Below are 19,968 nucleotides of genomic sequence, written 5' to 3'. Positions count from 1 at the left end.
GTCACTCGCGCCCCATGTCCCGGTGGACGACCACGGTCTCCACGCCCTCGGTGGCGAGGCGCGCGGCGATCTTCTCCGACATGGCGACGGAGCGGTGCTTGCCGCCCGTGCAGCCCACGGCGATGGTGACGTACCGCTTGCCCTCGCGGCGGTAGCCCGTCGCGATCAGCTGGAGCAGTTCTGTGTAGCGGTCGAGGAACTCCTTGGCGCCGGGCTGGTTGAAGACATAGCCCGAGACCTCTTCGTTCAGACCGGTGTACGGGCGCAGCTCCGGGACCCAGTGGGGGTTGGGCAGGAAGCGGCAGTCGACCACCAGGTCGGCGTCGACCGGCAGGCCGTACTTGTACCCGAACGACATGACGGTGGCCCGGAGTTCGGGCTCCTCGTCACCGGCGAACTGGGCGTCCATCTTGGCGCGCAGCTCGTGGACGTTCAGGCTGGAGGTGTCGATCACCAGGTCCGCGTCGCCGCGCAGCTCGCGCAGCAAGTCACGCTCGGCCGCGATGCCGTCGGTGATGCGGCCGTCGCCCTGCAGCGGGTGCGGGCGGCGCACCGACTCGAAGCGGCGCACCAAGGCGTCGTCGGACGACTCCAGGAAGACGATCCGCCGGGTGACGTTCTTCGCCTCCAGGTCCGAGAGGGACTGGCGGAGGTTGTCGAAGAAGCGGCGGCCGCGTACGTCCACGACGACCGCGATGCGCGCCACGTTGCCCTGCGAGCGGGCGCCGAGCTCCACCATGGTGGGGATCAGCGCGGGCGGCAGATTGTCGACCACGAACCAGCCGAGGTCCTCCAGGCACTTGGCCGCCGTGGAGCGTCCCGCGCCGGACATCCCGGAGATGATCACCAGCTCGGGGATGGCCTCCGCGGCGGCGGGCTCGATGGTGCCCGTTCCCGTACTCACCTGTGCTCCGTCTTCTTCGCGCTCTGTCATGTGTCCTGCCCCCGTCTCTCCACGGCGCCCGCGGGTGCCTGTGCGGCCTCCGCCGTCACGGGTGCCTCTTCTTCAATGATCTCTCCGGTCGCCGTGTTCACCGCCGGGGCGGCCGGGGCCGCCTCGGCGAGGGCCGCGGCGATCGTCTCGGCCGTCTTGCGGCCTATCCCGGGGACCTCGCAGATCTGCTCAATTGTGGCGGATCGCAGTTTCTTCACGGAACCGAAGTGTTTGATGAGCGCCTGCTTGCGCGTCTCTCCCAGGCCGGGCACCGCGTCCAGCGGCCCCGCCCGGAACCTCTTGGCCCGCTTCTTTCGCTGATAGGCGATCGCGAAACGGTGCGCCTCGTCACGTACCCGCTGGAGGAGGTAGAGGCCCTCGCTGGAGCGGGGCAGGACCACCGGGTCCTCCTCGTCCGGCAGCCAGACCTCCTCCAGGCGCTTGGCGAGGCCGCACACCGCGACATCGTCGATGCCCAGCTCGTCCATGGCCCGCTTGGCCGCCGCGACCTGCGGCTTTCCGCCGTCCACGACGACGAGCTGGGGCGGGTACGCGAACCTCTTCGGGCGGCCGTCCTCTTCGGTGAGGGAGTCCTCGGGGACCTCGGTCTCCTCGACCCACTCCCCCGTCTTCTCCTTCTCCGCGATGTACCGGCGGAAGCGGCGGGCGATCACTTCGTGCATCGACCGGACGTCGTCCTGGCCCTCGCCGTGCCAGACCTGGGTGTCGCCCACGCGGCCCTTGATCTGGAAGCGGCGGTACTCGCTCTTGCGGGCCAGGCCGTCCTCGAAGACGACCATCGACGCGACGACGTCGTCTCCCTGGAGGTGCGAGATGTCGAAGCACTCGATCCGCAGCGGGGCGCTGTCCAGGTCGAGCGCGGCGGCGATCTCCTCAAGGGCGCGGGAGCGGGTCGTCAGGTCGGAGGCGCGCTTCGTCTTGTGCAGGACGAGGGAGTGCTGTGCGTTGCGCTGGACCGTCTCCATCAGGGCGCGTTTGTCGCCGCGCTGCGGCACGCGCAGGCCGACGCTGCTGCCGCGCCGCTCGGCGAGCCACGCCTGCACGGGCGCCACCGGGTCCGGCAGGGCGGGGACCAGCACCTCCTTGGGTACGGCGTCGCCGCTCTCCTCGCCGTACAGCTGCTGCACCGCGTGCTCGACCAGGTCGCCCGTGGTGACGGCCTCGACCTTGTCGGTGACCCAGCCGCGCTGGCCGCGGACCCGGCCGCCGCGGACGTGGAAGATCTGCACCGCCGCCTCCAGCTCGTCCTCGGCGAGGGCGATCAGGTCCGCGTCGGTGTCGTCGGCGAGGACCACGGCGCTCTTCTCCATGGCGCGCCTGAGGGCCTCGATGTCGTCCCGCAGGCGGGCCGCCCGCTCGTACTCCATCTCCTCTGCGGCGGCCGCCATCTCCTTCTCCAGGCGGCGGAGGTACGCGCCCGTGCGGCCGGCCATGAAGTCGCAGAAATCCTCGGCCAGTTCACGGTGGTCCTCGGCGGTGACGCGGCCCACGCAGGGGGCCGAGCACTTGCCGATGTAGCCGAGCAGGCAGGGGCGGCCGGTGCGGGCGGCGTTCTTGAAGACTCCGGCCGAGCACGTGCGCACCGGGAAGACGCGCAGCATCAGGTCGACCGTCTCGCGGATGGCCCACGCGTGTCCGTACGGGCCGAAGTAGCGCACGCCCTTCTTCTTGGCGCCGCGCATGACCTGGACCCTCGGATACTCCTCGTTGAGGGTGACCGCGAGGTACGGGTAGCTCTTGTCGTCGCGGTACTTGACGTTGAACCGCGGGTCGAACTCCTTGATCCAGGTGTACTCGAGCTGGAGCGCCTCGACCTCGGTGGTCACCACGGTCCACTCGACGGAGGCCGCGGTCGTGACCATCGAGCGGGTGCGCGGGTGCAGACTCGCCAGGTCCTGGAAGTAGTTGGCGAGCCTTTGGCGCAGGCTCTTGGCCTTCCCGACGTAGATCACCCGGCGGTGCTCGTCGCGGAACTTGTAGACCCCCGGGGAGTCGGGGATCTGTCCCGGCTTGGGGCGGTAGGTGGAGGGGTCAGCCATGACTCTCACCCTACTGGCGGGGACTGACAGCCGGGGCCGGGCACCGCGATGCCGCCCACGGGTGTGGGCGGCATCGCTTGGGGGGGGGTGGCGGCTGGTGCTGGTCGTGTGGCCGCTAGGCCGGGTCGGCTGCCTGGCGGCGGGTCCGTACGGTGCGTACGACGGTCAGGCCGACGGCCGCGCAGGCGCCGAGGCCGGCGGCGGTGGAGGCCACGGTCAGGGCGGGGCCGGAGGCCTCGTCGGGCTGGGTCTGCGTGCCTGCGGCGGGCTCGGACTGCGGTGCGTAGCCGCCCGCCTTGCCCGACTTCGCGTACGGGGAGCCGGGGAGCTTGTCGCCGTACGCGCGCTCAACTCGGCTGCGGTAGGCGGACAGTGAGGTTCCGTCGGTGCCGATCGCGCGGACGGCGTCCTGGTCGAGGGGCAGCACGCGCGCGTGGTGCGTCACGTACCAGGCGTTGATCTGCGGCTCATGGAAGACGGTGCCTCCAGGGAGCTTTTCGGCGCCCACGCGCGCGTAGTGCGTTTCGTCGTCCCCTGTGGCGATGTTCACCACCTTCCAGGTGCCGCCCTGTTTCACCGTCCACAGGGACGCCTCCTGGCCGTCGGACGAGACGGCCTTGCTGGCCAGGAACTCCAGGCGGGCGACCGGGGCGCCCTTGTTTCCGGCGACGAAATCCGGCGCCAAGTAGTACACGGGAACGGCCTCACCCTTGATGCGTGGTTCGGCCGCACGCGCGGTGACGGTTCCCTCGCGGGCGAAGAAGCGGGACAGCGTGGCCCGGGTGCCGGGCGCATCGGCGGCCTTGTGGGCGGCCGAGCGGGCGGCGGCGGACGGGGCCTCGTCCCGGGTGGGCGTCTCGGCGACCGCGTGCGGTGCGCCGAGGCCGAGCAGCAGCGTGGCCGCCGTACCGGCGAGCACGGCCTTCAGGCGTACGGGTCGGCTCATCGCGTTCACGTCCCGATCCGGTAGAGCGAGTGGGTCCAGGAGAAGGTGCCGTTGTTCACGTACCAGTCGTGCGAGGCCCAGTTGTAGCGGTCGCTGGAGGGCCAGGGGTCGCCCCAGTAGACCCAGCTGTTCGCGTCGTCGTAGCCGTACAGGACGTGCATGTGGCCGCCGCCGTTGGACCACTGGATGCGGGTCTCCACGGGCCGTCCCGCGTTCACCTCGCTCTGCACCGTGGGGTAGCGCAGCCAGCCGGTGACGTACGAGCCGGGATTGACGCCCATCCAGCGCAGCGCCGTCTGCACATTGCCGAGCGTGGCCTGGTTGTTGGGGCAGTCGGGGCCCTGCTGGCGGTTGAAGGCGGCGTTGCAGAACTGGTTCTGCGAGTAGTTCTCGCCCAGGTAGGCGGCGATGGTGTTCCCGGCCGCCGCCCAGCACCAGTTGGACTTCTGCTGCGCCTGCATCGTGATGTCGAGGCGGCCCGCGGCGAGCGCGGAGACGTCGTCGGTGGGGGCGGTGGCGCGGGTCGGGGTTCCGTTGGTGGTGGTGGGGTCTGCGTGGGCCGTGGGGGCGGTGAGGACGGCCGTCGCTGCGATCGCTGCGGCGGCGAGCAGCCGTCTCTTTCGGTTGCGCATCGCGTTCCTCCCTGGGCGGGGGTGGGGAGTGGAGGAGCGCGTCCGGACGCTGTGCAGGAGCATCAGGTGTTGTCCGGAGCAGGTCAACCCGATTCAATGCGGGGTGGCACGGGACGTGAACGGGGGCGTACGGGTGTGAACACGTCCCCCGCGACGACCAGGCAGCGAGCGCACCAGCAGGCGCTTCGGCGGCACGGTCGGCGTGAACGTTCACAAGGAGGGGTGCCCCATGCGGAGCGCCGGTGAAAACGCCCCGGAGGCGGCCGAGTTGGCGTCCGCCCTGCGCAGCGGCCCGTTCCATGTCGCCCTGCGCGCGGCGATCAGCGCACGGGGCCTGCCCCTGCACCGGGTGCGGCACCATCTGGCCGGCAAGGGTGTGCACGTCGGTGTCACCAGCCTGAGCTACTGGCAGCAGGGCGCCCGCAGACCGCAGCGCCCCGAGTCGCTGCGCGCGGTCCGTGCCCTGGAGGAGGTGCTGCGGCTGCCGGAGGAGTCCCTGCTCAGGCTGCTCGACCTGAACACCGGAACGGAGCGGCCGCCGACCCGCTCGTACCGTTCGCTCGTCGATGTCTCCGGCGTGATCGAGACGCTCCTCGGGGGCCTCGGACTGTCCCTGGACGGCGGGCTGCACACGGTCGGCCACCAGGAGCGGGTGCGGATCGGCGCGCGGCGGGAGCTGCTCGGCCGCGATTCACAGCACATAGTGCGCGCCCACCATGATGGCGTGGACCGATATATGGCCATCCACCATGGCGATCCGGGTTGCGCCCCGGACCGGGTGAAGGTCAGGGCGATCGAGAACTGCCGTACGGGGAGGGTGCGTTGGCACCAGGCGTCGGGGATCCTGCTCGCCGAGCTGCTCTTCGACACCCGGCTGCGGACCGGCGACACCCATCTCTTCCACTACGCCTTCGAGGACGGCACGGCGGGCGCGAGCAGCGAGTACGTCCGTGGCTTCAGCTTTACGGGCGGGCAGTACGCGCTGCAGGTGCGCTTCCATCCCAAGGCGCTGCCGGTGCGCTGCCACCGCTTCGCCCAGCACTCGGCGGCGGCGCGGCGCAGCGGCCTGGAGGACCTCACGCTGAGCGGCCGGCACCGCTTCGTGCACCTGGTGGAGCCGGAGGTGCGGGCGGGACTGCTGGGGATCGGGTGGGACTGGGAGTGAGCGCCCGTGGCGCGACTCAGGCCTCCGGGCCCGCGATCAGCTTGCCCTTCTCGGCCCTCACCGGGACCTTCGGCAGCGGCACGGTGGCCGGGCCCTTGAGGGCCTTGCCGGTGTGGATGTCGAACCTGCTGCCGTGGCAGGGGCAGTTGCCCTCGTCCTTCTCGATCTTGTCGAGGAGGCAGCCGGCGTGCGTGCACTGGGCGCTGAACGCCTTGTACTCGCCGTCGGCGGAGCGCGTCACGAGCAGGCGCTGCTCGCGGTAGAGCTTCACGCCACCGACCGGCACCGCCTCCGCGTCGCCGAGGTCGACGGGCGCGGTGGGCGTGGGGTTCTGGGCGTGCCCGACCTTGGACTCCGTCGAGCAGGCCGCGACGCCGAGGCCTGCCGTACCCGCGAGGGCCGCGCCTTTCAGGACGGTACGACGGGCGGCGGCCTTGCCGGGCATGGGGTCTCCACTGGTCAGGGTGTCGGTCGGGGTCGGCGGTAGGGCGCCGGTGACGCAAGCGACGATACCGGTGCAGACCAGTACGGTGACGGGCGGGTCGGAGGGTGCCGGGCGGTCCCGACGGGACCGACGGGACCGACGGGACCGCCTGGTCAGTACGGGGATTTCCGGCCCTCCAGGTACCCGCGCAGCCGGTCGGTGTCCTGCTGCCGCCAGCCGTCGGGCGGCAGGACGGCGGCCCAGCCGTCGACGGATCCGGCGCCGTAGCGGTGTCCGTGCGGTGCGTCCACGCCGTACGAGACGGCCATGTCGACGGTCGTCTGCCAGAAGCCCACGAACGGGAACCAGTCGATCTCCGGCGTGATGTCCGGCCCGAGGGGCTGGTCCAGCCACTCCGGGCGTTCAAGGAGCAGGTCGGGCGACCACCAGACCACAGGGTCGGACGCATTCTGCAGATAGACCGCGCGGGGGTGCCCCCAGTCGGCGGGCGGGCGTCGCAGATCCTTCTCGGGGAACTGTGCGAAACGCACATTCCTGCCGTCCTCGAACTGTGGCCGCCACACAGGGCTGCCTTCGTCGCGGCGGGCGCGGAGCTCCTGGGACACGGGCGAGAAGTTGGGGGTGCCCATGAGGAGCGCGCCGTCGGTGCCGCCGAGAAGTGCGTCGACGCTGCCGAAGGATTCCTCGATGGCGTACGCGCCGAGGCTCTCACCGGTGACTGCCAGCAGAGGCCGCTGATTCTCGGGCAGCGCGTCGAGCTCTGCGCGTACGGCCTCGACCAGGGCGCGCGTGGACTGCCCGGCCTTCTCCTTGTCGACGAGGAAGGAGACCCAGCTCGGAAGGTACGAGTACTGGACGGCGACGATGGCCGTGTCGCCGCCGTACATGTACTCCAGTGACTCGGCCACCGTGGCGTCGATCCAGCCGGATCCGGTGGTTCCGGCGATGGCGAGCACCTCGCGGTGGAAGGCGCCGGTCCGCTTCAACTCCCTTACGGCGAGCTGCGCTTGGTCCTGGAACGGCTCGTCCTCGTCCTCGCTGAAGGCCTCGGGCGCGGAGGAGCTGATGTAGACGCGCACCGGGCTTTTCGCGGGCCGGCCGGTGTACGCCGAGATGCGGGCGGCGCTCAGGCTGGAGCCGGTGAAGTTCCGCCCCTGGAAGCCGAGGTCCTGCCAGCGGATCAGGGATTCGGGACCTCCGGACACCAGCCGGGATGTGGGCCGGTGGATGCCGTCCTTGGTGCCGAAGTTGGTGGCCTGGGCGATGCGGTCGGCGACGTCGATGACGCCGCGGTCGAAGACGACGTCACGGATGCCGACGGTGACGAGCATGGCGCTGATCAGCAGCCCGAGGCCGACGGCGACGGGTCTGGGGAGCAGTCGGCCGAGGCCGTGGATGAGCCGGCTGGAGCCGAGGCGGACCAGGCGGGCGAGGAGGAGGACGAGCAGGGCGATCGTCACGGTCATCAGCGCGATCAGCGCGGAGTCCCAGGTGAGGGCGGGCGGCAGGCCCTGGAGGGCGCGCAGTTGGCGCTGCATCCGCGCACTCTCCGCGAGCAGCCATCCGGCGAGTACGGGGCTGAGCACCCAGTAGGCCTGCCAGCAGCGGACGCGGGTGCGCTCGCTCGGTCGCCTGCGGACGAGGGCGCGGAAGAGGGTGCTGAGGGTGGAGCCGACGCCGTATCCGATGGCTGCGGTGATGCCTCCGATGACGCCTTGGAGATACCAGGGTCTGGGGACGAGCGAGGGGGTCAGGGAGAGCCAGAAGAAGACGGTGGCGACGCAGGTGGCGGTGAGGTCGGGCCAGCGGCGCACGAGCCGGGACTCGTCGGGGCGGTCCTTGAGAGGGTGGCGGGCGAAGGCGGCGATTCCTCTTGCGGCTCTCTTGGCATGCCTCCCCGGGTTGCGCATGGGCCCACGTTAGGGGGGCGGGTGCTCCGACTGCGCGTGGATTAAGGCCAGTTGTCGGGGCGGCTCCTCTGGGACGGTCCTGCCCCCATGCCGCATCCCTTGCCGAGGGAGCTCGCTCGGCGGACGGACCCGGGTGGAGTCCGTCCGGCGAGCGTCGCCTCTTCGGGTCGGCTGGGGCCGGGTCTCCCGGCAGGGCCGCGTCGCGTCAGGCCTTACGCGTGCGTGCCGCCTTCTTGGCCGGGGCCGAGGCCGGGGCGGTGGCCTTGGCCGTCTTCTTGGCCGCGGCCTTCGCGGTGCCGGTCTTCGCCGTGACGGTCTTCTTGGCGGGGGCCTTGGCCGCCACCGTGTTGTTCACGGCCTTCTTCGTGGTGCGCTTACGGGCCGGGGGGACCGTCGCGTCGCTGACCCGGTCCGACCCGAGGGTGTCCCGCAGGAACTTGCCGGTGTGGCTGGCAGGGATGCCCGCCACCTCCTCGGGGGTGCCTTCGGCGATGACGAGGCCGCCGCCGCTGCCGCCTTCGGGGCCCATGTCCACGACCCAGTCGGCTGTCTTGATCACGTCGAGGTTGTGCTCGATGACGATGACCGTGTTGCCCTTGTCGACCAGGCCGGACAGGACGTTGATCAGCTTGCTGATGTCCTCGAAGTGCAGGCCGGTGGTGGGCTCGTCCAGGACGTACACGGTGCGGCCGGTGGAGCGCTTCTGGAGTTCGCTCGCGAGCTTGACGCGCTGCGCCTCACCGCCGGACAGGGTGGGAGCCGACTGACCCAACCGCACATATCCCAGGCCGACTTCGTTGAGCGTCTTGAGGTGGCGGGCGATCGTCGGGACGGCCTCGAAGAAGCCGAGCGCCTCCTCGATGGGCATGTCCAGGACCTTGGCGATGGACTTGCCCTTGTAGTGCACTTCCAGGGTCTCGCGGTTGTACCGCGCGCCGTGGCAGACCTCGCACGGGACGTACACGTCCGGCAGGAAGTTCATCTCGATCTTGATCGTGCCGTCGCCCGAGCAGTTCTCGCAGCGGCCGCCCTTGACGTTGAACGAGAAGCGTCCCGGCATGTAGCCGCGGACCTTCGCCTCGGTGGTCTCGGCGAACAGTTTGCGGACGTGGTCGAAGACTCCGGTGTAGGTCGCCGGGTTGGAGCGCGGTGTCCGGCCGATGGGCGACTGGTCCACGTGCACCACCTTGTCGACGAGGTCGTCGCCGTCCACGCGCGTGTGCCGGCCCGGGACGTTGCGGGCGCCGTTCAGCTCACGGGCGAGGTGGGTGTACAGGATGTCGTTGACCAGCGTCGACTTGCCGGAGCCGGAGACTCCGGTGACCGCGGTGAGGACCCCGAGCGGGAACGACACGTCGATGTCCCGCAGGTTGTTCTCCCGGGCGCTGTGCACCGTGAGGCGGCGGGACGGGTCGGCGGGGCGGCGGATGTCGGGGATCGGGATGGCCTTCTTGCCCGCGAGGTACTTGCCGGTCATCGACTCGGCGTTCTTCAGCAGCTCCTTCAAGGGGCCGCTGTGGACGACCTTGCCGCCGTGCTCACCGGCGCCGGGGCCGATGTCGACGACCCAGTCGGCGACCTTGATCGTGTCTTCGTCGTGCTCGACCACGATCAGGGTGTTGCCCATGTCGCGCAGGCGGACCAGGGTCTCGATGAGCCGGTGGTTGTCCCGCTGGTGCAGGCCGATGGAGGGCTCGTCCAGGACGTAGAGCACGCCGACGAGGCCGGAGCCGATCTGGGTGGCGAGGCGGATGCGCTGGGCCTCGCCGCCGGAGAGGGTGCCCGCGGCGCGGTTCAGGGAGAGGTAGTCCAGGCCGACGTCGACCAGGAACCGCAGCCGTTCGTTGACCTCCTTGAGGACGCGCTCGGCGATCTTCTTGTCGCGCGCGTTGAGCTTCAGCGCGGCCAGGAAGTCCGCGCAGTCGGCGATCGACATGGCGGAGACCTCGGCGATCGACCTGCCCATCACGGTGACGGCGAGGACGATCGGCTTGAGGCGGCTGCCTTCACAGGTGGGGCAGTGCACCTCGCGCATGTAGCCCTCGAAGCGCTCGCGGCTGGCGTCGCTCTCGGCCTCGCTGTGCCGCCGCTTCACGAAGGGCACGGCGCCTTCGAAGGGTGTGGTGTAGACCCGCTCCCTGCCGTACCTGTTGCGGTAGCGGACCTCGATCTGGGTCTTGTGGCCGTTGAGGAGGGCCTTCTTCGCGCGCTGCGGGAGCGCCGCCCAGGGGGTGTCCGTACTGAAGCTGAGGGCGTCGGCGAGGGCTCCGGTGAGGCGGCCGAAGTACTCCTTGGTGTGGCCGTGCGACCAGGGGTGGATGGCGCCGTCGTCGAGGGACTTGTCCTCGTCGGGCACGATCAGCTCGGGGTCGACCTCCATGCGCGTGCCGATGCCGGTGCAGTCGGGGCAGGCGCCGAAGGGCGAGTTGAACGAGAAGGAGCGGGGTTCGAGCTCTTCGAAGGAGAGGTCGTCGTACGAGCAGTAGAGGTGCTCGGAGTACATCCGCTCGCGCTCGGGGTCGTCCTCGGGGAGGTCGACGAAGTCGAGTACGACCATGCCGCCGGAGAGGCCGAGGGCGGTCTCCACGGAGTCGGTGAGGCGGCGCTTGGCGGAGTCCTTGACGGTGAGGCGGTCGACGACCACCTCGATGGTGTGCTTCTCCTGCTTCTTCAGCGTGGGCGGCTCGGAGAGCTGGATGGTCTGCCGGTCCACCCGCGCGCGGCTGTAGCCCTTGGTCTGGAGGTCGGAGAAGAGGTCGACGAACTCACCCTTGCGCTCGCGCACGAGCGGCGACAGCACCTGGAAACGGCTCCCCTCGGGGAGCTCCAGGACCTTGTCGACGATCGCCTGCGGCGACTGGCGCGCGATGGGGCGCCCGCACGCGGGACAGTGCGGCTTGCCGATGCGCGCGAAGAGCAGGCGCAGGTAGTCGTACACCTCGGTGATGGTGCCGACCGTGGAGCGGGGGTTGCGCGAGGTCGACTTCTGGTCGATCGAGACGGCCGGGGAGAGGCCCTCGATGAAATCGACGTCGGGCTTGTCCATCTGGCCGAGGAACTGGCGCGCGTACGAGGAGAGGGACTCCACGTACCGGCGCTGGCCCTCGGCGAAGATCGTGTCGAACGCCAGCGAGGACTTACCGGAGCCGGACAGACCGGTGAAGACGATGAGCGAGTCACGCGGAAGGTCGAGCGAGACATTCTTCAGGTTGTGCTCGCGCGCGCCACGGACGATGAGACGGTCGGCCACGCCGGTCCGCACCTTTCACTAGAGAAGCGGGGGCGGGGCCCCCGTCTCAAACAGACTATGGGGGGCCGCCACAGCGAAGGACTGCACTGCTTGAAACTCCTCGGCACCGCTTCGCATTCCAACAGTCCAAGAGTGCCTCGACCCAGGCTATAGCACGCGCATTCGATTTATGGTCGCGGTCCGGCACCTTCACCCGTACGAGTGGCAGGACTATCGTCGGAGCCATGAGTGATCATGTGCGTGACCTGGAGTCCCTGCGTGAAGCGACCGATCGGCTCCTGACCGCGGTCGGCAAACTGGACAACGCGGCGGTCGCCGCGCCGTCACGGCTTCCGGGGTGGACCCGCGGCCACGTCCTCGCCCACGTCTCCCGCAACGCGGACGCCCTGGTGAACGTCCTCGCAGGTCGTCCCATGTACGCGAGCGCTGCCGACCGCGACGGCGACATCAAGCGGGACGCCCCGCGCCCGCGGCCGGAGCAGCTGGCCGACCTGCGCGAGAGCGCGGAGCGGTTCCAGGAGGCGGCCGCCCTCGACGCCGACTGGTCGCGGACGGTGGAGCTGCGCAACGGTGTGACCGACACCGCCTCGCGTGTGCCGTTCCGGCGGCTGATCGAGGTGGAGCTGCACCACGTCGACCTGAACATCGGCTACGAGCTGGAGGACCTGTCGGCCGACTTCACGCGGCGCGAGATCACGTTCCTCGCGGACCGTTTCTCGGGCAATTCCGCCGTGCCGGAGATCGCGATCACCGCCGCCGACGGCGGTCAGTGGACCACCGGCCGCCAGGACGGCGACGTCATCTCCGTGATCGGCCCCTCCGCCGATCTGCTGGGCTGGCTCGCCGGCCGCCGCGAGGGCGCAGGCCTGGACTGCGACGGCGGACTGCTGCCCGTACTGCCCGCTTTGTAGGCAGCCCTGTCTGCAGGCAGCCCGGTCTGCAGGCTGCCCGCACTTCCCGCTCGGTAGGGTGAATCCATGACGTACAGCGGAGCGGTGAAGGTCGGTGGACCCGCGGACGTGCACGAGCTCGCGGACCTGATGATCTCCAAGATCGCGGTCGGCCCGATGAACAACAACACGTATCTGCTGCGCTGCCGGGGCACCGGCGAGCAGCTCCTGATCGACGCGGCGGCCGAGGCGGGCACGCTGCTCGACTTCATCGGCCCGAGCGGGATCACGTCGGTGGTGACCACGCACCGGCACGGCGACCACTGGGGCGCGCTGCAGGAGGTCGTGACCGCGACCGGCGCGCGCACGTACGCGGGGCGCTTCGACGTGGACGGCATTCCCGTGGCGACCGACGTCCCGGTCGAGGACGGGGACACGATCAAGGTGGGCCGCGTCGAGCTGACCGCCCGCCACCTGGTGGGTCACACGCCGGGTTCGATCGCCCTGGTCTACGACGACCCGCACGGTCACCCGCATGTGTTCACCGGTGACTGCCTCTTCCCCGGCGGTGTGGGGAACACACACAACGACCCGAAGGCGTTCGCGAGCCTGATCGACGACGTCGAGTCCAAGCTCTTCGGGCAGCTCCCCGACGAGACCTGGGTCTACCCGGGCCACGGCAACGACACCACGCTGGGCGCCGAGCGGCCGCACCTGCCGGAGTGGCGCGAGCGCGGCTGGTAGACCGCCGGCCGAGCCCGATCGCCCCGTCACACCGTGGCGGGGCTTCGTCGTCCGAGGGGTGCGCTGTCGCCGTACCCACTCCCGGAGGGGACTTGTTCGTGGACCAGGACCGGGTAGCCGAAGTCTTCGCTCTCGGACAGGCATCGGGCCCCGCGCGGGCGCTGCGCGGGGGCAGCTCCGGGAGGGTGTGGGATCTCCACACCAGCGAGGGGCGGTGGGTGGTCAAGACCCAGGCGGCGCCTGAGGATTGGCGACGGAGCCACATGGTGCGAGCACACACTCTCGAACGGGCCGCATACATCGCCGGCCTCCCGATGGCCCGTCCCGTCACTCCGCCCGAACCCTCTGTCGGCTTCTGGCACGACATCGACGGCACGCACGCGCGCGTGCTGGAGTTCGTCGAGAACGCCCACCCTGTAGTGGTTGATTCGGCGGTCGAACCCGGGGCTCTCGCCGCGTGGTTGGGGCGCACCTTGGCGTCGATCGAGCAGCTGGGCGTGCCCGGTGACCTGTCCGACGACGCGTCCACGCCGCTGCATCCGCTCGGCGACTGGCGGGAGTGGATCTCCGAAGCCCGCTGCTCCGAAGCGGCCGACACCGCATGTGAGTTGCTCCCCGCCGTGGAGCGGTCCACGGCCCTCGTTCAGCGGGCCGAGGCGGCGGGCCCCGACGCGCTCCTCGGCCACCGTGACATCGGCCCCGCCAACGTCCTGCGCAGCGGCTCGGGGTTCAGGCTCATCGACTGGGACCACGCGGGCCCTGCGGTGCCGTGGTGGGAGGCCGTGCACACCGCGTTCCGGTTCGCGGGCGGCCTGGACGACGCCAGGGCGACGCGCCCCGAGGTCGTACGGGCAGTCCTCGCCGCACACCGAGCAGCGGGCGGGGCGCAGGGCCCGGCGGACGAGTCGGCCTTGGCGGGGCTGCTGCGGGCGACGCTCGGGTTCACTGCGTACACGCTGTGGCTGTCGCTCGGACACCGCGGCGGTGACGCGCTGGACCGGGCGCGGGCGGCGGTCCGGTTCCGCGCGGCGGCGGGCTCGCTGCAGCGGGGCGTCGCGGCGCTTCCGGAATGGTGTGCTCTGCTGCGGTGACGCACACGCGCGGTGCTTGTTTTTCTCGTGCGATCAGAGGCCCCGGGGAGCCACGTGCGGCCGCGTGCAAGGGAGTCTCCAGGAGCCGCGGGCGGCACCTCCGTGCAGATTGGACAATGGCCGGGTGACTTCCCACTACCGCGTACTCGGCCCCACGCGCGTGCTGCACCCCGACGGCGAGGAGGCCTCGCTGGGCGGAGCACGGCTACGCGCGCTGCTGACCGCTCTGGCCGCCGACTGCGGTCGAAGCGTGACCGTGGGGCAGCTGATCGCCCAGGTGTGGGGCCCGGACGAAGAACCTCCGGCGGACGCGGTGAAGGCCCTGCAGGCGCTGGTCGGCAGGCTGCGGCGCACGCTCGGGCACACCACGGTGGCCTCGGCGCCCGGCGGCTATCTGCTGGCCGCCGATCCCGACGACATCGACCTGCACCGTTTTGAACGGCTCGCATCAGCGGGGGCGGCCGCCTCCGCAGCGGGCGACGCCGCACGCGCGGTGACGCTGTTCGACGAGGCACTCGCCCTCTGGAGCGGGCCCGCACTGCTCGACCTCCCCGGACACGCGACAGACCCGCTGGCCGTACGCACGGAGCGGCTGCGCGACACCGCACACCGCAACCGGCTGGCAGCGCAGGTCGCCCTGGGCCAGGCCGACGCCGCGCTGGGAGAACTCGCCGCACTGGCCGTCGAGAACCCGCTAGACGAGCCGCTCCAGGCACTGTGGCTGCGCGCCCTGCACGCCGCGGGACGCACCGCCCAGGCCCTCGCGGCCTATGAGGAGGTACGGGCCGGTCTTGCCGAGCGTCTCGGCACGGACCCGGGCGCCGAACTGCGGGCACTGCACGCCGAGTTGCTGCATCCGTCGCTGCCAGGCGCCGGCGACGGCTCGGGATCGGCTTCAGGGAGCCCGGAGGCGGCGCTTCCATCTGCTGGCCACCCGTCGCGCTCCCCTGCGCCCGGGGCGCGCGCTCCGGGCAACCTTCGCGCTCCCCTCACTTCCTTCGTCGGTCGCGAGTCGGAACTCCGGCTCCTCGCCGGGGAGTTGAAGAAGCAGCGACTTGTCACGCTGCTCGGCCCCGGCGGTGTCGGCAAGACGCGACTGGCGACCGAGGCGGCCCGGACAGGGCGCGAGACAGCGGGGAAGGAGGTGTGGCAGGACGGCGTATGGGTGGCCGAGCTGGCGCCCGTACGTGATGCGGAGACCGTCCCGGAGGCGGTGCTCACGGCCCTTGGCGCCCGCGAGACGACGGTGCGCGGCCCCGGTGCGTCCGCCGAGGAGCTGCAGCCCGCGCCCCGCGACCCGTTGGCGCAACTGGTTGAGCACTGCCGACGCCGGCGGCTGCTGCTCGTCCTCGACAACTGCGAACATCTGGTGGGCGCCGCCGCCGAGTTGGTGCACGCGCTGCTCACCGAGTGCCCCGAGGTGACCGTCCTGGCAACCAGCCGGGAGCCGCTCGGAGTGCCCGGGGAGTCGGTGCGGCCCGTCGAGCCGCTGCCACAGGAGGTGGCGCTGCGGCTGCTCGCCGCTCGGGGTGCGGCCGCGCGGCCGGGCTTCCGCGTCCAGGACGATCCGGACGCCTGCGCGGAGATCTGCCTCCGGCTCGACGGCCTGCCCCTGGCGGTCGAACTGGCCGCCGCGCGGCTGCGGTTGCTCACCGCACGACAACTGGCGGACCGGCTCGACGACCGGTTCCGGCTGCTCGGCCGGGGCAGCGGCAGCCGCACGGCACTGCCCCGGCAGCAGACGCTGCGCGCCGTCGTTGACTGGTCGTGGGACCTGCTCGACGAGGCCGAGCGGACGGTGCTGCGGCGGCTCTCCGTCTTCTCGGGCGGCTGCACCGTGGAGCAGGCGGAGGAAGTGTGCGGCGCGGGCACGTTGGAGACGCTCGCGTCCCTGGTCGACAAGTCCCTCGTGGTGGCGACACCGCCGGGAGCCGAGGAATCCGATGCACCCCAAGGAACCGATACACCCCTAGGAGAGGAGGGCGAGCTCTGGAGCACTGACACGACGACAACTCCATTCGCCTACGAGGGCATGCGGTACCGGCTGCTCGAAACAGTCGCCGAGTACGCCACCGAGCGCCTCACGGAGGCCGGAGAGCGGGAGTCCGTCGTACGACGGCACCTCACCGCGTACCGGGAGCTGATGCGCATCGGCGAACCGGAGCTGCGCGGGCCGCGACAGGTGGGCCGGCTGCGGCGGTTCGAGCGCGAGCACGACAACGTACGCACGGCGCTGCGTACTGCGGTCGAGCTGGGGGCGGAGCAGGACGGGCTGTGCCTGGCGCTGTCGATGAGCTGGTTCTGGCAGTTGCGGGGCCACCAGGCGGACGCCCGTATCTGGTCCTCGGCGGTCGCCGCGCTCGGCCCGGACCCCTTCGAGGATCCGGTTCGGGTCGCGGTGCCGCTGGAGGAGCGGTGCACCGATCGCCCGCCGCCCTGGGACGAGGAACAGCTGTGGGAGGCGCGGCGCGGGGTCCGGCTCCTCGTACAGGCGACCAGTCCCGAGGGGGACGCGGACGCGCTCGCGCGGCCGGAGACGCAGGCGTACATGCGTCGGGTCGTGGCGGCGTACCGCTCCGGGATGCCACAGGTCAGCCGTCAGCCCGGGTCGGTGTGGTATTTCGCGCGGCTGATGACGGGCGAGTTCGCGGATGTCGAGGAGACGATGGACGCCGTCGTGCGGGACATCGAGGCCCTGGATGAGCGCTGGCGGGAGGCGCACGCCTGGGAGCTCGGGTTCACGTACCTGATGCGGGCGCGGCTGGCGCACGACCGTCCGGAGGCACCGGAACCGGCGGCCGGCGACGCCGACCTGGCTCTCGACCACTTCGAGCGGGCCGACAACCCGTGGGGCATCGCCGAGTCGCTCGCGGCTCGGGGCGAGGAGCACGCGCGCCGGGGCCGGTACGCGGAGGCGGCCGTGGACCTCGAGCGGGCGATGACGGAGGCCGTGCGGATCGGGGCACAGCATCAAGTGCCGCTGTTCAAGGCGCGGTTGGCCGACGTACGGCTGCGGATCGCGCATGACGAGACGGAGCGGGGGGAGGCGGAAAGGCTGCTGCGCGAGGCGGCGCGGGAGGCGGACCGGTTCGGCGGCGAGCCGGTCAGCACGGCCCGGCTGTTGCTCGTGCAGCACTACGGCGCCTCGGGCCGGACCGGTCGAGCGCGAGAGGAACTGCTCGAGCTGGAGCGGTCCCTGCCCGGCGGGGTGTCGGCGCTGTTCGAGGGGGCGCTCGCGGGCCAACGGGCTTGGCTGGACTGTCTGGACGGGAGGTTCGAGCAGGCCGCGGAGCACGTCGGTCGGGCGGTGCGCCGGATGGAGAGCGTGGCGTATCTGGTCGCGCCGTGGCTCGTCGCCGACCAGTTCCTCGTCGCCGCCTGGGCCAAGTCACGGCTCGGCGCGGGCGCGGACGGGGCGCGGCTGCTCGGCGCGTACGACGGCTACGGGCTGAGCGGAAGCTTCGGCTTCAGGCCGTTCCCCGACGCGGCGGAGATGCGGTCGCGCGCCGAGGCCGAGCTGCGGACGGCCCTGGGGTCTGCGGCGTACGAAGCGGCCCATGCGCGCGGGAGCAAGCTGTCCGTGCGGGAGGCGGCGGCGTTGGTGTGAGGACGCTCGCCCCGCCGCCTCCCGGCCGGGTCACCCCTTGGGCCCGGGCCCGCTGCTGGGCCTTTGCCTAGTTCTGTGCCTGTGCCTGTGCCTGTGGCTGGGTCTGCGCCTGCGCCTGCGCCTGCGCCTGCGCCTGCGCCTGCGCGAGAAACTCCTGGGCGTCGGCCAGGTCGTCTGCCGTGGGGGCGTCGTCCTGTGTGAGACGCAGTCGCCAGTACCCGGCGAAGTCGATGTCCTTCTTGGCCATGCCCCGCTCCCCCACCAGATGGCGACGCAGCTCGCGTACGGCACCGGCCTCACCGGCCAGCCAGGCGTAGGCGGAGCCTTCGGGGAAGGTGGCGCTCCGTACCGCGTCGAGCAACAGGCCCGCGCGCCCGGCGGGGGTCTCGCCCCGGTGCAGCCAGTGCGCGGCCAGTTCGCCGCGGGTCGTGAAGTGCTGCTCGTCGGCCGCGTCCTGGACCTCGATGAAGGCGACCGCCTTGGCGCCCTCCGGCAGGGCTTCGATGAGCGTACCGAGCGCGGGGAGTGCCGTCTCGTCACCGGCCAGGAGCGTCCAGTCGGCGACGCCGAGCGGGACCGGCTTCGAGTAGTAAGCCGAAGGGCCGAACATGCCGATCACGTCGCCGGGTTGTGCGCCGGCCGCCCAGCGGGTGGCGGGGCCCACGCCCGCGTCACCGTGCAGAACGTCGCCGTGCAGGACGAAGTCGATGTCGATCGTGGCGTCCGCCGGGTGGTGTGCGCGCACGGTGTAGCTGCGCATCCAGGGGCGTTCCGCCTCAGGGATCGCGTGGAACTCCTCGTACCAGCGCATCGGATCCCCGCCTCCGGCCCCGGCTTCGGGCAGGCGCGGGCGATCCTGGCCCGGCTTCGGGAAGTACAGCTTGACCTGCTGGTCGGGGCCGTCGAGGCGGAAGTCGGCGAGGTCGGCGCCGCCGAGGGTGATGCGGGCCATGCGCGGTGTGAGGCGTCGGGCGCTGACGACGTGGAGGAACCGGACGGGGAGCTGTGTCGCGTACGAGGTCATGGCTCGACGCTCTCGCGCCGCGTCGACAGATCGGCGACAGCCCGTCTACACCCCCTGCGGGGCGGAGACGGGCTGTCACCGTTCTCATGCGCCGGACGCGCTGGCCGGCTGTCGCGCCGGCCGTGGCCGTCAGGCCTCTACGTCGTCCTTCGAGCGCTCGGACTTCACCGAACCGCCTTCGGCCTTGAGCTGCTTGGCCTCCGGCTTGTCGTCGCCCGGCAGGTCCGCGCTCTTGGCGGCCTCCTGGGCCTCCTGCTTCTTCGAGGCGATCAGGCTGGTGATCGTGGTGACGACCAGCACGGCGCAGATGACGCCAAGGGAGAACGGAATGGAGATCTCCGGCACGTGCACACCGTTCTCGTGCAGTGCGTGCAGGACCAGCTTCACGCCGATGAAGCCGAGGATCACCGACAGGCCGTAGCTCAGGTGGACCAGCTTCTTCAGCAGTCCGCCGATGAGGAAGTACAGCTGCCGCAGACCCATCAGGGCGAAGGCGTTGGCGGTGAAGACGATGTACGGATCCTGGGTCAGGCCGAAGATCGCCGGGATGGAGTCCAGGGCGAAGAGGACGTCGGTGCTACCGATCGCCAGCATGACGACCAGCATCGGCGTCATGACCTTCTTGCCGTTCTCCTCGATCCACAGCTTGGTGCCGTGGTAGCGGTCGGCCACGCCGAAGCGCTTCTCGGCCGCCTTCAGGAGCTTGTTCTCCTCCCAGTCCTCGTCCTCCTCCTCGGCCCTGGCCTCCTGGATCAGCTTCCAGGCGGTGTAGATCAGGAACGCGCCGAAGATGTAGAACACCCACGAGAAGCTCGCGATGATCGTGGCACCGGCGGCGATGAAGATCGCGCGGAGTACGAGAGCGATGAGGACACCGACGAGCAGGACTCGCTGCTGGTACTGCGAGGGCACCGCGAACTTGCCCATGATCAGTACGAAGACGAAGAGGTTGTCGACGCTCAACGACTTCTCGGTGATGAAGCCGGCGAAGAACTCGCCCGCGGGCTGTCCACCGCCCCAGATCAGCAGGCCGAGCCCGAAGAGCGCGGCGAGAACGATCCAGACGACCGTCCAGATTCCGGCTTCCTTCATGGATACGTCATGGGGCTTGCGCCCGATGAAGAAGTCGGCACCGATCAGGGCACACAGACCCACGATCGTGAGGACCCATAGGGTCAGGGAAACATCCACTGCGCCTCCGGCAGTACGTAACGGCACAAACACCAGCGTCGTCGCTGCCGGAGGTCTCTTCCACCCGAGGCGCCGCTCT

At 70.8% G+C, this 19,968-nt stretch carries 14 protein-coding genes; 5 read left to right on the top strand and 9 right to left on the bottom strand.

Annotated features, from left to right (window positions below):
* Nucleotide 1: 1 nt before the first annotated feature.
* The 4 genes from rapZ to RCO28_RS04120 form a co-directional block, all read right to left on the bottom strand.
* Nucleotides 2–934 (bottom strand): RNase adapter RapZ, encoded by a 933-nt coding sequence (gene rapZ, locus RCO28_RS04135; RefSeq protein WP_308939508.1) that lies wholly within the window; start codon nucleotides 932–934, stop codon nucleotides 2–4.
* Nucleotides 931–2,994, bottom strand: coding sequence for an excinuclease ABC subunit UvrC (uvrC, locus tag RCO28_RS04130; protein WP_308939507.1), 2,064 nt, complete (start codon nucleotides 2,992–2,994; stop codon nucleotides 931–933). Before uvrC ends, rapZ begins: the two co-directional genes overlap by 4 nt.
* Before the next feature lie 115 nt (nucleotides 2,995–3,109).
* Complete coding sequence (locus tag RCO28_RS04125; protein WP_308939506.1) at nucleotides 3,110–3,940, bottom strand: hypothetical protein; 831 nt, start codon at nucleotides 3,938–3,940, stop codon at nucleotides 3,110–3,112.
* 5 nt (nucleotides 3,941–3,945) lie between these two features.
* Nucleotides 3,946–4,572 (bottom strand): papain-like cysteine protease family protein, encoded by a 627-nt coding sequence (locus RCO28_RS04120; protein ID WP_308939505.1) that lies wholly within the window; start codon nucleotides 4,570–4,572, stop codon nucleotides 3,946–3,948.
* 229 nt (nucleotides 4,573–4,801) lie between these two features.
* Between RCO28_RS04120 and RCO28_RS04115 the strand changes: the two genes are divergently transcribed.
* A complete protein-coding gene (locus RCO28_RS04115; RefSeq protein WP_308939504.1) occupies nucleotides 4,802–5,737 on the top strand; it encodes a hypothetical protein in 936 nt (311 codons plus the stop codon).
* Between the two features lie 16 nt (nucleotides 5,738–5,753).
* On the opposite strand, the gene RCO28_RS04110 is transcribed toward RCO28_RS04115, so the two are convergent.
* From RCO28_RS04110 to uvrA, 3 genes are all read right to left on the bottom strand, one after another.
* Nucleotides 5,754–6,182 (bottom strand): Rieske (2Fe-2S) protein, encoded by a 429-nt coding sequence (locus RCO28_RS04110; RefSeq protein ID WP_308939503.1) that lies wholly within the window; start codon nucleotides 6,180–6,182, stop codon nucleotides 5,754–5,756.
* Between the two features lie 152 nt (nucleotides 6,183–6,334).
* Complete coding sequence (locus tag RCO28_RS04105) at nucleotides 6,335–8,092, bottom strand: alpha/beta-hydrolase family protein (protein ID WP_308939502.1); 1,758 nt, start codon at nucleotides 8,090–8,092, stop codon at nucleotides 6,335–6,337.
* 205 nt (nucleotides 8,093–8,297) lie between these two features.
* Nucleotides 8,298–11,342: an excinuclease ABC subunit UvrA gene (gene uvrA, locus RCO28_RS04100; protein ID WP_308939501.1), complete on the bottom strand. Its 3,045-nt coding sequence runs from the start codon at nucleotides 11,340–11,342 to the stop codon at nucleotides 8,298–8,300.
* A 224-nt stretch (nucleotides 11,343–11,566) separates the two neighbouring features.
* On the opposite strand from uvrA, the gene RCO28_RS04095 reads away from it, so the two are divergent.
* The 4 genes from RCO28_RS04095 (at nucleotide 11,567) to RCO28_RS04080 (ending at nucleotide 17,674) form a co-directional block, all read left to right on the top strand.
* Complete coding sequence (locus RCO28_RS04095; RefSeq protein ID WP_308939500.1) at nucleotides 11,567–12,253, top strand: maleylpyruvate isomerase family mycothiol-dependent enzyme; 687 nt, start codon at nucleotides 11,567–11,569, stop codon at nucleotides 12,251–12,253.
* A 66-nt stretch (nucleotides 12,254–12,319) separates the two neighbouring features.
* Nucleotides 12,320–12,976, top strand: a complete 657-nt coding sequence (locus RCO28_RS04090) for an MBL fold metallo-hydrolase (RefSeq protein ID WP_308939499.1) — start codon at nucleotides 12,320–12,322, stop codon at nucleotides 12,974–12,976.
* On the top strand, nucleotides 12,955–14,067 hold the full coding sequence (locus RCO28_RS04085; RefSeq protein ID WP_308939498.1) for an aminoglycoside phosphotransferase family protein: 1,113 nt from the start codon (nucleotides 12,955–12,957) through the stop codon (nucleotides 14,065–14,067). The genes RCO28_RS04090 and RCO28_RS04085 overlap by 22 nt, the downstream gene beginning before the upstream one ends.
* Before the next feature lie 124 nt (nucleotides 14,068–14,191).
* Complete coding sequence (locus RCO28_RS04080) at nucleotides 14,192–17,674, top strand: BTAD domain-containing putative transcriptional regulator (protein WP_308939497.1); 3,483 nt, start codon at nucleotides 14,192–14,194, stop codon at nucleotides 17,672–17,674.
* Between the two features lie 67 nt (nucleotides 17,675–17,741).
* Here the strand turns inward: RCO28_RS04080 and RCO28_RS04075 are convergent, their stop codons facing one another.
* Together RCO28_RS04075 and RCO28_RS04070 are read right to left on the bottom strand one after the other, a co-directional pair.
* Nucleotides 17,742–18,698 (bottom strand): siderophore-interacting protein, encoded by a 957-nt coding sequence (locus RCO28_RS04075; protein WP_308939496.1) that lies wholly within the window; start codon nucleotides 18,696–18,698, stop codon nucleotides 17,742–17,744.
* Nucleotides 18,699–18,827: 129 nt separating this feature from the next.
* Nucleotides 18,828–19,889, bottom strand: coding sequence for a TerC family protein (locus tag RCO28_RS04070; protein WP_308939495.1), 1,062 nt, complete (start codon nucleotides 19,887–19,889; stop codon nucleotides 18,828–18,830).
* Nucleotides 19,890–19,968 lie beyond the last annotated feature (79 nt).

The sequence above is a fragment of the Streptomyces sp. LHD-70 genome (assembly GCF_031157275.1).
Taxonomy (GTDB): Bacteria; Actinomycetota; Actinomycetes; order Streptomycetales; family Streptomycetaceae; genus Streptomyces.
Note: the sequence above shows the minus strand (reverse complement) of the source record. Positions and strands in the feature narration are given on the sequence as shown.